This window comes from Rhizobium album (assembly GCF_003122325.1).
Taxonomy (GTDB): domain Bacteria; phylum Pseudomonadota; class Alphaproteobacteria; order Rhizobiales; family Rhizobiaceae; genus Metarhizobium; species Metarhizobium album.
In genome coordinates this window covers 636,199-650,096 of sequence record NZ_QFBC01000001.1, presented here as the reverse complement: position 1 = coordinate 650,096, position 13,898 = coordinate 636,199, and the positions used below count along the sequence as shown (strand labels likewise).

Genomic DNA, 13,898 nt, shown 5'->3' with positions numbered 1-13,898 from the left:
CAGCGGAGCTAGACAGCTTAGCCCTCATCTTTGATCATGTAGCCGGCGCCGCGAACGGTCTTCAGCAGCGGCTGGTCGAAATCCTTCTCGATCTTCGACCGCAACCGCGAGACATGCACGTCGATCACATTCGTCTGCGGATCGAAATGATAGTCCCAGACGTTTTCCAAAAGCATGGTCCGGGTCACCACCTGGCCAGCATTGCGCATGAGATATTCGAGCAGGCGGAATTCCCGCGGCTGCAGCAGGATCTCCTTGCCGCCGCGGCGCACTTCATGCGACAGGCGGTCGAGTTCCAGGTCGGCGACCCGGTAGACCATGTCCTGCTCCGGCGTGCCCTTGCGCCGCCCCAGCACCTCGACGCGGGCCAGAAGCTCGCTGAAGGCATAAGGTTTCGGCAGATAGTCGTCGCCGCCAGCACGCAGGCCCGTCACCCGGTCGTCCACCTGCCCCAGCGCCGAGAGGATCAGCACGGGCGTATGCACGCCCTTGCGCCGCAATTCGCTGATGACAGACAAACCGTCGCGGCGCGGCAGCATGCGGTCGATGATCATCACATCGTAGCTGTTTTCGCTGCCCATGAAGAGGCCGCTCTCGCCGTCGCTGGCATGATCGACGACTATCCCGGCCTCGCGGAAGGCCTTGGTCAGGTAGGCCGCGGCCTCCAGGTCGTCTTCGATCAGCAGAATCTTCATGGAGGCGACCATACCGTCCCGCATGCTCGGCGAACAACCGGAATCCGCGCCGCCGGCGGTTTGATCAACATGGTTCATGGTGCCGCTCCCTGGATACTGGACAAACAAAAGCTGCGCGACCTCGCGACCGCGCAGCCTTCTCTTTCATAGACAGGGCCTGTCGCGCAGGTCAGCCCTGATCGATCGACAACGCCGTGAAGCGGTTGCCGTTCTGGGTCTCGATCTGGAACAGCGCCTTCTTGCGTCCGTCCTTGGCGGCCTGGTTGATGATCTTCGTCACGTCATCGGCGGAGGTAACCTCCTTGTTGTTAACGGAGGTGATCTTCTCGCCCTGCTTCAGGCCCTTGTCGGCGGCGTCGGAGTCGGGATCGACGGAAACGATCGTCACACCCTTGCCGTCGTCCGCCGGTGCAACCGTCAGGCCGAGCGCCGCCAGCGATTTCTCAGCCGAGGTGGTGTCGTCCGCCGGCTTCTGCGCGTCCTCGGCGGAAGCCTGCTTCTGGTCGCTCGGCAGGCTGCCGAGTTCGACGGTGACCGACTGTGCCTTGCCTTCGCGCCACAACGAGACTTCCACCTTGGAGCCCGGTGCGATGGCGCCGATACGGCGGGCGAGATCACGCGGATCCTTGACGGTCTCGCCGTTGACGGCGGTGATCACGTCACCCTTCTGGATGCCTGCCTTCAGGCCCGGAGAGTCTTCCTGCGGCCGGGTCACGAGGGCACCGCTTGCCTCGGAAAGACCGAGGGATTCGGCGATATCCTTGTTGACCGGCTGGATTTCGACGCCGAGCCAGCCGCGGCTCACCTGACCATCCTTCATCAGGTCGGCGACAACATCCTTGGCGACCGATGCCGGGATGGCGAAGGCAATGCCGACGTTGCCGCCGGAGGGCGAGAAGATCGCCGTGTTGATGCCGACGACTTCGCCGTTAAGGTTGAAGGTCGGGCCGCCGGAATTGCCGCGATTCACCGCCGCATCCACCTGCAGGTAATCGTCGTAGGGGCCGGAGCCGATATCGCGACCACGCGCCGAAATGATGCCGGCCGTCACCGTGCCGCCGAGGCCGAAGGGATTGCCGACGGCAACGACCCAGTCACCGACCCGCACCTTGCTGTCATCGGCAAATTGCACATAGGTGAACTTGCGATTGCCGGCATCGACCTTCAGAACGGCGAGGTCCGTACGGCTGTCCTTGCCGACCAGCTTCGCATCCAGTTCGGTGCCGTCGTTCATGACGACCGTAAAAGCTTCGCCGTCGGAAACGACATGATTGTTGGTGACGAGGTAGCCGTCTTCGGAAATGAAGAAGCCGGAGCCCTGGGCCGTCGGGCGCAGGTGATGCTTGCCGCCCGGACCGCGACGGAAGCGCTCGCCGCGGCGTTCGCCATCGGGACCACCGAACTCGCGGAAGAAACGCTTCAGCGGATGATCGTCCGGAAGCTCGTCGAAACCGCGACCGCCGAAGTTGAAGCTGAAGTTGCTGTCATCATTCGCCGTGTCCTGGACATTGGACTGCACGCTGACCGAAACCACAGCCGGCGAAACGGCATCCACCACGTTGGCGAAGCTCGCCACCTGCGGCGCGTCGATCTTCACGGCCTCGGCGAATGAGTTGTGAACGTAGGAGGGAATACCGGTCGAGAGCATGACTGCCGCCAGACCGGCAACCGTCGTCGCTTTCAGAGCGGTTTTGTAGGAGAGGATCTTGCCTTTGAGCATGCGCTGAAACCTTCTGTTCATCTGGCTGACCACCCGTCGTGGCCATGAGTTGATGACGAAGATATAGGTGCGCGCACCTTACTAGGAACTGTCCGGCGAATGAAATTTTCGTAATATTCGCCGCTTATCGCGACAGTTACTTTCCAAGCAGCCGGTCGAGTGCCGCCTGTTCTTCCGCGGACAGTTTCCGCCCGGTCGGCTTTGCCGTCCGCCCCCGGGCATAAACCACCATCGCCGTCGCGCCGAGCGCCAGCAGTATCAAGGGAGTCGCCCAGAGAATATAGGTCTTGGCGCTGAAGCGCGGTTTCAGCAGCACGAATTCCCCGTAACGCGAAACGACGTAGTCGATCACCTGCTCGTCGCTATCGCCGTCACGAATGCGCTGGCGCACCAGAAGCCGCAGGTCGCGCGCCAGCTCGGCATTGGAATCGTCGATGGACTGGTTCTGGCAGACCATGCAGCGCAGTTGCGCCGAAAGGTTCCGCGCCCGCAACTCCAAGGCCGGATCGGCGAGGATCTCGTCCGGGTTCACGGCAAAAGCCGGAACTGCGGAAAGAAAGAGCAAAACAGCCAGCAATGTCCGCCGCAAGGCCGGAAGAACGATTCTCACTCGCCCGCCTCCAGCGCCGCCTTCACCGGCTTTGCCCGCCGGCTCGGCGCCCCGACGCGCAGCCGCCGGTCGCTCAGCGACACGAAACCGCCAAACATCATCACCAGCGCACCGCCCCAGATGCACAGAATGTAGGGCTTCCACCAGATGCGGACGACGATGCCGCCATCGGCCATCGGATCGCCCAGCGAGACATAAAGCTGGCTGAGCCCGAAGGTCAGGATGCCCGCCTCCGTCGTCGGCATCCGCCGCGCGGTGTAAAGCCGCTTCGAAGACCAGACGTCGGCAACCGTTGCGCCACCGCGGCTAACGGTGAAATGGCCGCGATCCTCGGTGTAATTCGGCCCCACCGCCGACCGCATCCCGTCGAAAGCGAGCGTATAGCCACCCGCCTCCGCCGTCATGCCCGGCTTCATTTCCACCACATGTTCGGTCTCGAAGGTCGTCACGGCGACGATGCCGAGCACGGTGATGCCAAGCCCCATATGGGCGAGCGCCGTACCGAAGGCTGATCGCGGCAGGCCGACCAGGCGGCGCCAGGCGACACCCATCGCCTGTTTGCCGATGCCGGCGCGAAACCAGAGATCGCTCACCGCCCCGAACACCAGGAAAAGCCCGGCCGCAAGGCCCAGCACGGCCATCACCGGCCCGCCATTTTCGACGTAATAAAAAACCAGCGCCACGAAAAATGCCAGCCCGGCCGCCACATAGAGCCGCTGCAGGGCGCCGAGAAGATCGCCGCGCTTCCACGCCAGCAGCGGTCCGAACGGCACGGCCAGCAAAAGCGGGATCATCAGCAGCCCGAAGGTCATGTTGAAGAATGGCGGACCGACCGAGATCTTCTCCCCGGTCAGCGATTCCAGCAGAAGCGGATAAAGCGTGCCGATCAGCACGGTCGCCGTCGATACCGTCAGGATCAGGTTGTTCAGCACCAGCGCACCCTCGCGCGAGATCGGGGCGAACAGGCCGCCGGAATTGAGTTGCGGCGCTCGGAAGGCAAACAACGCCAGCGCCCCGCCGATGAACAGCACGAGAATGCAGAGGATGAAGATGCCGCGGCTGGGATCAGTGGCAAAGGCATGCACCGAGGTCAGCACCCCGGAGCGAACCAGGAATGTCCCCAGCAACGAAAGAGAAAACGTCAGGATCGCCAGCAGGATCGTCCAGATCTTCAATGCCTCGCGCTTCTCCATGACGATGGCGGAATGCAGGAGCGCAGTGCCGGCAAGCCACGGCATGAAGGACGCGTTCTCCACCGGATCCCAGAACCACCAGCCACCCCAGCCAAGTTCGTAATAGGCCCAGTAGGAGCCCATGGCGATGCCCGCGGTCAGGAAGGTCCATGCCGCCAGCGTCCACGGCCGCACCCACCGTGCCCAGGCGGCATCGATACGGCCCTCCATCAGCGCCGCAATAGCGAAGGAGAAGCAGACGGAAAAGCCGACATAACCGAGATAAAGCAGCGGCGGATGAATGGCGAGGCCGACATCCTGCAGCACCGGATTGAGGTCCTGCCCCTCCGGCGGCGCCGGGTTCAGCCTGGCAAAAGGATTGGAGGTCAACAGGATGAACAGCGTGAAAGCCGTGGCGACCCAGGCCTGCACCGCCAGCACATTGGCCCGCAGCGTATCCGGCAGGTTTCGGCCGAAAATCGCCACCAGTGCGCTGAAGAACACCAGGATCAGCAGCCACAAAAGCATCGAGCCTTCGTGATTGCCCCAGACGCCGGAAAACTTGAAGATGAACGGCACCAGCGAATGGGAATTCTCCCAGACGTTCTTCACCGAAAAATCTGATGCAAGATGCGCCTGCGTCAGCACGGCGAAGGCGAAGGCGACGAGACCGAAGAGCGCCAGCGATCCCGATGTCGCCAGTTCCATCAGCGGCCGGTCGCCGCGCCACGCGCCCCAGATCGGCAGGATGGAGAGGACGATCGCCGTGGCAAGCGCCAGCACCAGTGCGTAATGACCAAGCTCGACACTCATTGGGTCTGCTCCTGCCCCTCCCAGACGCCCTGTTCCTTCAGGCGATCGGCAACCTCTTTCGGCATGTAATTCTCGTCATGCTTGGCAAGCACGCTGTCGGCGACGAAGACGTCGCTGCCGGCGATGAACTTGCCCTCGGTGACGACACCCTGCCCCTCGCGGAAAAGATCCGGCAGAATGCCCGTATACGTCACCTTGACGGTATTCTCGTTGTCGGTCACGGCAAAACTGACCGTCGACCCTTCGCCGCGCGCCACCGAACCCTTCTCGACGAGGCCCCCTAGCCGGATGCGTGTTTCCGGCGGCACCGACGTCTTGGCAAGATCCGCCGGCATGTAGAAATAGGCGATGGACTGGCCGAAGGCGAACATCACCAGCAGCGCCGCTGCCAGGATAAAACTCATGCCGCCGCCGATGATCGCCAGCCGTTTCTGCTTTCGGGTCATTGCTCGTTACCTTCCGTCGCGATGCCCATGCCTTGCGCCAGGGCCAGCATCTGCTTGCCCTCCGCACTATCGGCCGGGAACACCGCAAGGCCGCGCTTCAGCGCGTCCGCCGCCTTGTCCGGCTGCTTGAGCACGCCATAAGAACGGATCAGCCGCATCCATCCTTCGATATTTTTCGGATCTTCCCGCAATTTGGCATCAAGGCTCGCCACCATGCCCTCGATCATCTGCTGGCGATCGCCCGCTTCCAGGTTCTCGGCAGCGGCGACATCCTCGGCCGTCGGGTTGCCGAGGGGCTTTTCGGCACCGGCAGTCGCCAGCGGCGCGCCGCCGTTTTTGGCGATGTGTTCGTTGACGAGCGGGATCCATGGCGCATCGGCGGGGGATTCCTTCGCCAGCGTCTCGAAGGCTGCTTTTGCCTCCGCCTGCTTGCCGGTCTGCTCCAGCGCCAGCGCCAGGTAGAATTTCGTCCGGAAATTGCTGCCGTCGAGCTTCAGCGCCTCTTCGAAGGCCGCCCGTGCATCGTCTGTGACGATACCGTCGGCGGCAGCGATCAGCGTCTCGCCCAAACCGTTCCAGCGCTCGGCATTGCCGCCGAGCAGGCGGATGGCATTGCGATAGGCGAGTTCGGCATCGCCGAGACGAAGGCTTCGGTAATAGATCGGCGCCAGCAGATCCCAACCCTGCCCGTCCTCCGGATTCTGCGCCAAATGGCGCTCGGCCTTGGTGACGAGGATGCCCATGTCGTTGCCGGGATTGGCAAGCCGCGCCTCGAGCGGCTGCGACGGCAACTCCGGGCTGCCGGTTATGGAGTAAAGACAGAGCCCCACGGCGGGCAACGTCACGACGACGACGATTTCCGCCAGCCGGATGCGCCGCAGGCCGGAGCCGCGCGCCACCTGCTTTTCCATCCCGGAACTGACGGCGATCAATCGCCGCCCGACCTCGGCCCTGGCATATTCGGCTTCATCGGGTGTGATCAGGCCCTGCGCCTGGTCGCGCTCCAGTTCTTTCAACTGGTCACGATAGACTGCCGCTTCCCCGGCGCGATCGGATAGTCTTTCCTTCGCCCCGCGCAGCAGCGGCAGGAGCAAGACAATGGCGACGGCCGCCGTCAGTATAGCCACGATGATCCAGAACAACATAGCGACCAATTACGTCAAGCAGCCGGATATTCCAACAGTCAAACGGATCACAACGGCGTTTTGAGGCTTTTAGCCGCAAGACGTCAGGAACTTGACACAAATCAATGCCGATTGCGTCACGTCAGCGGCGACCAGCTGCCGTTGGTGTTGCGGCACGCCGCGCCGCGCGCCACCGATTGCGTGCCGCCGACGGTCACCGTATGCGTGTACTGGCGGCAGTTCTGCGATCCCACCTGATAGGGTGCCGCTGCGACCACCTGTCCGCTGATGCCGCGTCCGCTCCAGGCAACCGGCTGACCGCCCGGGGCCGCCTCGAGCGCCCGGTACTCGGCTTCGAGCGCACGCTGGCGATCGGCGCTGCCGATCTCGACGCCGCTGCGACTGACGATACCGCCCTGAAGCGCTGAAATATAGGGTGCCGAAGTCGACGACCTGTTCGACGACAGCAGTCCTCCCGTCGAGGTGCCGCCGGTGGTGCTGCAGCCTGCCACCAGGGCACTGAGGGACAATACGGCCGGAATGGTCAGGCGGCAGGCATAAAAATACATGGAATCAAACCAGTTTTTGCCAGAGGCATTCTTCAATCATTATGTCCTCGCACCAGTGAAAGTTCCTTGGGGCATCATTATGACCGTATGTCATTTTTGACATCCCCTGCCGCCTCATGCAACCTCCTTTACCACGCCGGGCAGGATCAGTCGCGCTTTAAGCCCGCCCTGCTCGCCGCGGGAGAGATCGAGGAGGCCCTGATACTCGGATGTGATCTCGCGCACGATCGAAAGACCGAGGCCGGTGCCCGGCTTGCTCTCGTCCAGCCGCTTGCCGCGCTTCATCGCCTCGCGGATCTGGTCGGCGTCGAGCCCGGGGCCGTCGTCCTCGACCACCAGTTCCAGCCAGAAGCGCCGCAAAGGGTCGCCGCCGCGGATATCAGCAGGCGCCGGCGCCACCGACACCTTGACGCGATGTTCGGCAAAGCGCGCCGCATTCTCCAGCAGGTTGCCGACGGTCTCCTCGACATCCTGTTGCTCCATGGCGAAAACCAGGTTGGCGGGCAGGATGGTGAGCTCGAATTCCTTCTCGCCGTTCAGCCGGCGCATGACGCGCAGCAGCCGCTCCAGCGCCGGCTCCGCCTCGGTGCGCGACAGCACCGAATCACGCTGGGCGGCGATGCGGGCGCGGTTGAGGTAGGATTGCACCTGTCCCTGCATGACTTCGGCCTGGTTGCGCACCAGCTCGCCCTGCTGCTTTTCCAACAGCCGCGCCTCGTTGAGCAGCACGGCAATCGGCGTCTTCAGCGAATGCGCCAGATTGCCGACCTGCATGCGCGCCCGCTCGACGATGCGCTGGTTGCTGTCGATCAGCGCATTGATTTCGCTCGCCAGAGGCTGGATCTCGCGAGGGAAGTCCCCCTGCAACCGCTCCGCCTCGCCGGCCCGGATCTTTTCCAGCGCGCCGCGTGCATGGTCGAGCGGCTTCAAGCCGTAAAGAATGGCGAGCGCGTTGACGATCAGGCTGCCGACGCCGAACACGGCGAGCGCCAGGTAGAGACTGTTGGAAAAGGCCCGCACGTCGGTCTCGACCACCGCGAGGTTGCCGCTGACGCGAAACCGCGCCGCACGCCCTTCTTGGTCGAGCACCACTTCCGTCTCCGCCACCTGGATCTTGTTGCCGCTGCCGTCGTCCAGCACGTAGAAACGCTCGTAGTTGGTATCGAATGGCACATCGGCCACCGAAGGCACCGCCAGATTGGACAAGCCGAGCGACGACGACACCAGGGGTCCTGCCGCAAACGTGCCCAGCGGCTCGACGATCCAGTACCAGCCGCTCTTCGGCTGCGCGAACCGCAGGTCGCCCAGCGCCGGATTGCCGGCGATCGTGTTGTTTTCGCCGATCGAGATCGAATTGATGACGTTGTAGAGCTGCGCCCGCAACAGATCCTGGAAACCGCGATCAGCGCTTTCCCGGTAGAGGGTGGAGATGACCACGGCGATGGCCACAAGCGCCGCCGCCGACCACAAGGTGGCCAGAAGCAAAACGCGGGCGGTCAACGATTTCGGGCCGAAGGACATCAAGGCAAAGGCCCCTTCTCGCGAGAACTTTACTTGGCGCTTTCCGGCGCCTGCATGCGGTAGCCGAGCCCGCGTACCGTCTCGATCATGTCGACGCCCATCTTCTTGCGAAGGCGCCCGACGAACACTTCGATCGTATTGGAATCGCGATCGAAATCCTGGTCGTACATATGCTCGACCAGCTCGGTGCGCGACACGACCTCACCCATGTGATGCATCAGGTAGGACAACAGGCGGAATTCGTGCGAGGTCAGCTTCAGCTGCGCGCCGTTGACGCTCGCCTTGGAGCTCTTGGTATCGAGCCGCACCGGCCCGCAGACGATTTCCGACGAGGCATGCCCGGCCGCCCGGCGAATCAGCGCCCGGATGCGCGCCAGAACTTCCTCGACGTGAAACGGCTTGGCGACATAGTCGTCCGCGCCGGCATCGATGCCGGCCACCTTGTCGCTCCAGCGGTCGCGGGCCGTCAGGATCAGCACCGGCATCGTCTTGCGGTTGGCCCGCCATTTTTCCAGCACGGTGATGCCGTCCATCTCCGGCAGGCCGATGTCGAGGATGACGGCGTCATAGGGCTCGGCATCACCGAGATAATGGCCCTCTTCGCCATCGAACGCCTGGTCGACGACGTAACCGGCCTCCTTCAACGCATCCGACAGCTGCCGATTGAGATTGATGTCGTCCTCGACCACCAGAATGCGCATCGTGCCGTTTATCCCCTGTTGCTTTCGATTGAATGTCCGGTCCGTCGCGGCGCCTTACGCCTTCGGCCCTACATCGGCACCTTGACGCGGACCTTGCGCGGCCGTTCGCTGCCGTTGCCCTGGACGAGCACGGTGATGACGCAGGAATCGCCGGAAGGCTGTGCGGAAAGCAGCTGGCCGCCGGTTTCGGCAACGACCTGGGCAACGGCGGCGGCGCAATCCCCATCGGAAAGCACGAGTTGATCGTTCCCGCCCACACCAGGAGCGGAAACCGTCAGGCCGGCCACCAAGGTCGCCAAGATCGCCGGAGATGCCATCCTCATACTTCCATCAATAAACGCACTCTAGGCTATATATTTAACCCAACCCGCCTGAATGGCAAATGAATGGGTGCCTCGTCTTAACCGGAGTTTTACCAAGGCACCCGCCAGACCTCAACGCTTGCCGATCGTGTTGCGCGCCGAAAGCCGCCCGTAGAGCGCCAGCAACCCGCCCAAGGCGCCCGCCAGCGTCACCAGCGTATCGGCCAGCGCCTGCTGGTCTTCGGCCCCAAGCTCGATACCAAGGAACTGCGCCAGCGACGCGAAGATGGCGATCAACGCACCCCACACCGCCTTCGAACGGTACCATTCCTTCAGATCCGTCATGCCGTTTTCTCCTTCAAATTAAAGTGAAACATAAGCCGTCGCCGCCAGCCCCTGCGCGACCTTGCGGCCCATCTGCCGGACACGGATGAAAAAGCCGGACTGGGCGGCGCCGAAATCAGCCATCTCCGCCGCCGCGGCGTAAAGATAGGCCGCATCCGTCGTCGCCACCTGCCGCACCACCGTGCCGCCGGAGAGGATGTCCAGCCGGTACCGCTCCTCCGGCTCATCGAGAGGGATATCGGTCGCCTGCCAGTCGTCGGCATCGATCCGCCCGCGCCGCACCCAGCCGAACCGCACGTCGCCGTCGCCCGTCCGTCGTGCTTTCAGGTGCACCGGCGCCAAAGGCGTTTCCGCCCGCAGTCCCCCCGAAAAGGCAACCGGCGCCAATCCACCGCTCGCTCCGCCGACCGGGTCGACGATCCAGTTGAGCACCAGTCCCGCCTCGTCAGCCGACAACCCGACCGGCTTCACCGCCCCGTCCAGCATCACCGCCCGCGCACCGATCCCGGCACCCGCCGCCATCGCATCCTCGCTCCCCGCCAATCCGCGCAAAAGGCTCGTCAGCCGCCACCGGCCGGCCGATACTTCTTCCGCATTGCAGAAGGCGACGATTTCCCAGGCCCCGTTGGCGCAAGACACCGCCAGCCGGTTTTCCCCATTGAGCACCGCCGCCACCGGCCGGGATTCCAGCCCGCCATAAGCCAGGTCGATCTCGATGGCGTTCGCCCGGTCAAAACGCCCGCAAACGCCGGGCGCCAGCGGCGCGGCGAGCACACCGATCCGCGCCGGCCGCTCGAACACCGTGCGCAGCTGATATCCCTCCAGCGTCGCCGAAGACGACAGTGCCGTGCGCCGGAAGGGTCGCGACAGCATCGCGCCGCGGGCGAAACTCGGCCCCGCGCCGCCCTCATAGCGCGGCAAGTCCATCAGCAACACCACCGGCGCGAAGGCGGCCGTGGCACCGTCATCCGGCACCGGCGCCGCGCTCATGGCCGGCGGACGCACCCCGGCAGCGGGCGAGACGGCTCGCGCCTCGATCCGCCGCGCCGCGCCATCGGTGATCCGCGACACGAGAAAACCGCCCTCCGGCCCGTCCGGCAGCGCAATCACATCGCCCGGCTGCAGATCGAGGTCGAAGGGCGGCAGCGACAGGGTCACCGACCGCCGCGACACCAGATGATCCCGCAACAGGCCTTCCGCGGCAATCAGCGCCGTCTCCTCCGGCAGCACCGCTGCCAGGTCGTAACGCAACACCCGGTCGTTGGCGGCCGCCACACGCCGCGAGCGGGCACTTGCCTGCTCGTAATCGAGGAACGGATTGTAGAATCCGACGATCGCCTCGCCGGCGTAGTCGCTGTCGTGGCCGCGCTCCTCCACCCACAGGGGCTCGCCGTCGAAATCGGCCAGCACGCTGCGCGGCGAAGCCGGCCGGCTCGCCCGGGCGCGCGAACGGAAACGCAGTATCGCGCCATCCTCGACCGCATCCACCTGAAAAACGGACAGCAGCGGCTCCAGCAGCCCCCGTGCCGAAATGATCTCGCCCTGCACATATCCCGGCAGGTCGCCACTCACCTCGGAAACATCGAAATCCGCAAACCCGTGATCCAGGAGGATCGCCGCAATCACCTCCGCCAGCGTCCCCGCCCCGAGCCTCCCGGTCAGCCAGTGCCCGGTCTGCCAGTTCGGCCCGTCGCTCCAGATCCTGAGATCCTTCGGAAAGGCAGGAAACGGCCGGGCATCCCAGGTCCACAGAAATATATGCGCCGGATCGACCATGCCGTCCGGCGCGGCCGGCCCCGACCACCAGTCGTGATGCGCCTCCAGAAACCGCCGCTGCATGCTGTCGGCCCGCGTGCGGTTGGAAAAATAGGGTGCTGCCGATTCCGACGATTTCGGATCGACGAAGACATTCGGCTGGTTGGCCCCCTTGTCGATCGCCGGGCAGCCGAGCTCGGTAAACCAGATCGGCTTCATCCTCGCCGTCCAGGCCGTCGGCACCGCAAGCTCCGCCCCGCCGATACGCTCGTGGTGCCGCCGCGACCACCAGTTCTCGATATCCTTGTAGCGAAAAACCCAGGGCTTGCCGGCCAGCCCGTCGGTGATCGGCGACCGCAGCCGCGACCGGCGATCGGCATCACTGGCATAATACCAGTCGTAACCCTCGCCGCCCGTTATCGCCGCCATCATGCCGGCATGGTCGTCCGGCGTCAGGAACCTATCGGGGTTTTCCGCCGAAAGGTCCTCATCGCGCCAGTCGGAGAGCGGCATGTAATTGTCGATGCCCACCGCGTCGATATCGGGCGAAGCCCACAAAGGATCGAGGTGGAAATAGACGTCACCCGAGCCGTCCTGCGGATGATAGCCGAAATATTCGCTCCAGTCGGCGCCGTAAGTGATCTTCGTTCCAACCCCCAGCACCTCGCGCACGTCGCCGGCAATCTCCACCAGTTTTCCGACAAAAGGAAAGGCGCCCGTCTCATCGCGCAGTTGCGTCAACCCGCGCAATTCCGAACCGATGATAAACCCGTCGACACCCCCCGCCACGGCGGCCAGATGGGCATAATGCAGCACCAGGCGCCGATATCCCTCATCCTCCTCACCGGCATACACCACCGTGTTGCCATCGATGACAAAATCCCCCACCGCCGCCGCACCGCAAAAGGCATCGATCGCCGCCCGCGCCGCCGCCGCCCGGTCGGGACTGCCCGCCCGCCCCGGGGCCGGATGGCAGGTGATCCGCCCGCGCCAGGGATAGACCGCCTGCTCCGCCCCGCCATGCGGGTCCGGCAGGCCGTTGCCGGCAGGCACGTCCATCATCAGGAACGGATAGAGAAAAACCTTCAGCCCCCGCGCCTTCAGGTCGGCGATCGCCGCCACCACGCCGGCATCGTTCGGCGTGCCGCCATAGGCCGGGCCGCCATTGCTGGTGCTGATCAGGTGCGCATCCGCCCGTGGAATGCCGGAAACGACCCACGGCACGCTTTCCTCCTCGCGCCCCAGCGTTTCGACACCGGGCACGATCCGGCATTCCCCGGCCCTGAGATCCGTACCGAACCAGGACACGACCAGCGCCACGCTTTCGAGGTTCGGGCACACCGCCGTCAGTTCATCGATCGAAGCCGCCCAGTCGGTGCCGTGCGACAGCACATGCCGGTTCATGATCCGCGCGCTGCCTTCACCGATCTTTTCCGTCACCGGCACCGTGCTGTAGCCGTGCTCCGTCGAGCCGGGGATCACCGTCACCGCCCGCACCTGCGCCTCCAGCCGTCCGACGGTGCGTAGCACCTCGAACTGCAGGAGCGGAATACGGTTGCCGAAATCGTCGAGCGGCAGCCGTTCGAACACCACATAGGCCAGCCCGCGATAGGCCGGCGCATTGCCGGTCCCCTGCTTCGCCTCGATCAGCGGATCGGGCATCTGCGTCGCCGTGCCGGGATAGACGCGCATCTCGATCTGCGTCAGGTCGATTTCCCGGCCATCGGCCCAGACCCGGCGCACACCCGCAATCGGCCCCTCGCACAGTCCCACGGCCAGATTGCCGAAATAGCTGAAGGTCTCGACCTTCGGCCCGCTCGCCTTGCCGCCGGCCCGCTCGACGGTGACGTCCTCCTCGAAGCGCGTCGCCCAGATCAGCGTGCCGCCGATGCGTGCCGTGCCGTAAAGCCGATTGATCGCCGTCCCGTCGTCCGCACCCGGAATCCGCGCCGTCGACAGCCGCGCGCCGGCAATCGTCCGCGTCCCGTTGATCAGCGCCCGGTCGACGACATTGCCCGCCAGCGCTCCCGCCGCCCGGCCGATGACCGCGCCGACCGGCCCGAACACCCCGCCCAAGGCCGCCCCCGCCGCCTGAAACAAGATCGTCGCCATCACCCACCCCGCT

Annotated in this window: 12 protein-coding genes; all 12 read right to left on the bottom strand. The window is 64.5% G+C overall.

Annotation, left to right across the window (positions count from 1 at the left end; translation table 11 throughout):
* Window positions 1-17 precede the first annotated feature (17 nt).
* Window positions 18-719 (bottom strand): response regulator transcription factor, encoded by a 702-nt coding sequence (locus tag DEM27_RS03220; RefSeq protein WP_109456930.1) that lies wholly within the window; start codon window positions 717-719, stop codon window positions 18-20.
* 145 nt (window positions 720-864) lie between these two features.
* Window positions 865-2,436 carry a Do family serine endopeptidase gene (locus DEM27_RS03215; RefSeq protein WP_420028791.1) on the bottom strand — a complete coding sequence of 524 codons (1,572 nt, stop codon included), beginning with the start codon at window positions 2,434-2,436 and terminating at the stop codon, window positions 865-867.
* A 115-nt stretch (window positions 2,437-2,551) separates the two neighbouring features.
* The gene (locus DEM27_RS03210; RefSeq protein ID WP_245445625.1) at window positions 2,552-3,025 is read right to left on the bottom strand and encodes a cytochrome c-type biogenesis protein; all 474 of its coding nucleotides are present in this window, start codon (window positions 3,023-3,025) and stop codon (window positions 2,552-2,554) included.
* A complete protein-coding gene (locus DEM27_RS03205) occupies window positions 3,022-5,010 on the bottom strand; it encodes a heme lyase CcmF/NrfE family subunit (RefSeq protein ID WP_109456718.1) in 1,989 nt (662 codons plus the stop codon). Before DEM27_RS03205 ends, DEM27_RS03210 begins: the two co-directional genes overlap by 4 nt.
* A complete protein-coding gene (ccmE, locus tag DEM27_RS03200) occupies window positions 5,007-5,456 on the bottom strand; it encodes a cytochrome c maturation protein CcmE (RefSeq protein ID WP_109456717.1) in 450 nt (149 codons plus the stop codon). Before ccmE ends, DEM27_RS03205 begins: the two co-directional genes overlap by 4 nt.
* Complete coding sequence (gene ccmI / locus DEM27_RS03195; protein ID WP_109456716.1) at window positions 5,453-6,601, bottom strand: c-type cytochrome biogenesis protein CcmI; 1,149 nt, start codon at window positions 6,599-6,601, stop codon at window positions 5,453-5,455. The genes ccmE and ccmI overlap by 4 nt, the downstream gene beginning before the upstream one ends.
* 116 nt (window positions 6,602-6,717) lie before the next feature.
* Entirely contained in the window at window positions 6,718-7,149 is a 432-nt protein-coding gene (locus DEM27_RS03190; protein WP_109456715.1) for a hypothetical protein, read from the bottom strand.
* Window positions 7,150-7,263: 114 nt separating this feature from the next.
* Complete coding sequence (locus DEM27_RS03185) at window positions 7,264-8,670, bottom strand: sensor histidine kinase (protein WP_109456714.1); 1,407 nt, start codon at window positions 8,668-8,670, stop codon at window positions 7,264-7,266.
* Between the two features lie 29 nt (window positions 8,671-8,699).
* Entirely contained in the window at window positions 8,700-9,371 is a 672-nt protein-coding gene (locus tag DEM27_RS03180) for a response regulator transcription factor (protein WP_109456713.1), read from the bottom strand.
* Window positions 9,372-9,439: 68 nt separating this feature from the next.
* Window positions 9,440-9,688, bottom strand: coding sequence for a hypothetical protein (locus DEM27_RS03175; RefSeq protein ID WP_109456712.1), 249 nt, complete (start codon window positions 9,686-9,688; stop codon window positions 9,440-9,442).
* A 117-nt stretch (window positions 9,689-9,805) separates the two neighbouring features.
* Window positions 9,806-10,018: a hypothetical protein gene (locus tag DEM27_RS03170; RefSeq protein WP_109456711.1), complete on the bottom strand. Its 213-nt coding sequence runs from the start codon at window positions 10,016-10,018 to the stop codon at window positions 9,806-9,808.
* An 18-nt stretch (window positions 10,019-10,036) separates the two neighbouring features.
* On the bottom strand, window positions 10,037-13,885 hold the full coding sequence (locus tag DEM27_RS03165; RefSeq protein WP_109456710.1) for a baseplate multidomain protein megatron: 3,849 nt from the start codon (window positions 13,883-13,885) through the stop codon (window positions 10,037-10,039).
* Window positions 13,886-13,898: the final 13 nt, after the last annotated feature.

Excerpts from the sequence above, each read along its gene's own strand:
- DEM27_RS03220 (WP_109456930.1), bottom strand. The coding sequence starts at position 719 with ATGCGGGACGGTATGGTCGCCTCCATGAAGATTCTGCTGATCGAAGAC.
- DEM27_RS03215 (WP_420028791.1), bottom strand. The coding sequence starts at position 2,436 with ATGAACAGAAGGTTTCAGCGCATGCTCAAAGGCAAGATCCTCTCCTAC.
- DEM27_RS03205 (WP_109456718.1), bottom strand. The coding sequence starts at position 5,010 with ATGAGTGTCGAGCTTGGTCATTACGCACTGGTGCTGGCGCTTGCCACG.
- ccmE (WP_109456717.1), bottom strand. The coding sequence starts at position 5,456 with ATGACCCGAAAGCAGAAACGGCTGGCGATCATCGGCGGCGGCATGAGT.
- ccmI (WP_109456716.1), bottom strand. The coding sequence starts at position 6,601 with ATGTTGTTCTGGATCATCGTGGCTATACTGACGGCGGCCGTCGCCATT.
- DEM27_RS03190 (WP_109456715.1), bottom strand. The coding sequence starts at position 7,149 with ATGTATTTTTATGCCTGCCGCCTGACCATTCCGGCCGTATTGTCCCTC.
- DEM27_RS03185 (WP_109456714.1), bottom strand. The coding sequence starts at position 8,670 with ATGTCCTTCGGCCCGAAATCGTTGACCGCCCGCGTTTTGCTTCTGGCC.
- DEM27_RS03180 (WP_109456713.1), bottom strand. The coding sequence starts at position 9,371 with ATGCGCATTCTGGTGGTCGAGGACGACATCAATCTCAATCGGCAGCTG.
- DEM27_RS03175 (WP_109456712.1), bottom strand. The coding sequence starts at position 9,688 with ATGGCATCTCCGGCGATCTTGGCGACCTTGGTGGCCGGCCTGACGGTT.
- DEM27_RS03170 (WP_109456711.1), bottom strand. The coding sequence starts at position 10,018 with ATGACGGATCTGAAGGAATGGTACCGTTCGAAGGCGGTGTGGGGTGCG.
- DEM27_RS03165 (WP_109456710.1), bottom strand. The coding sequence starts at position 13,885 with ATGGCGACGATCTTGTTTCAGGCGGCGGGGGCGGCCTTGGGCGGGGTG.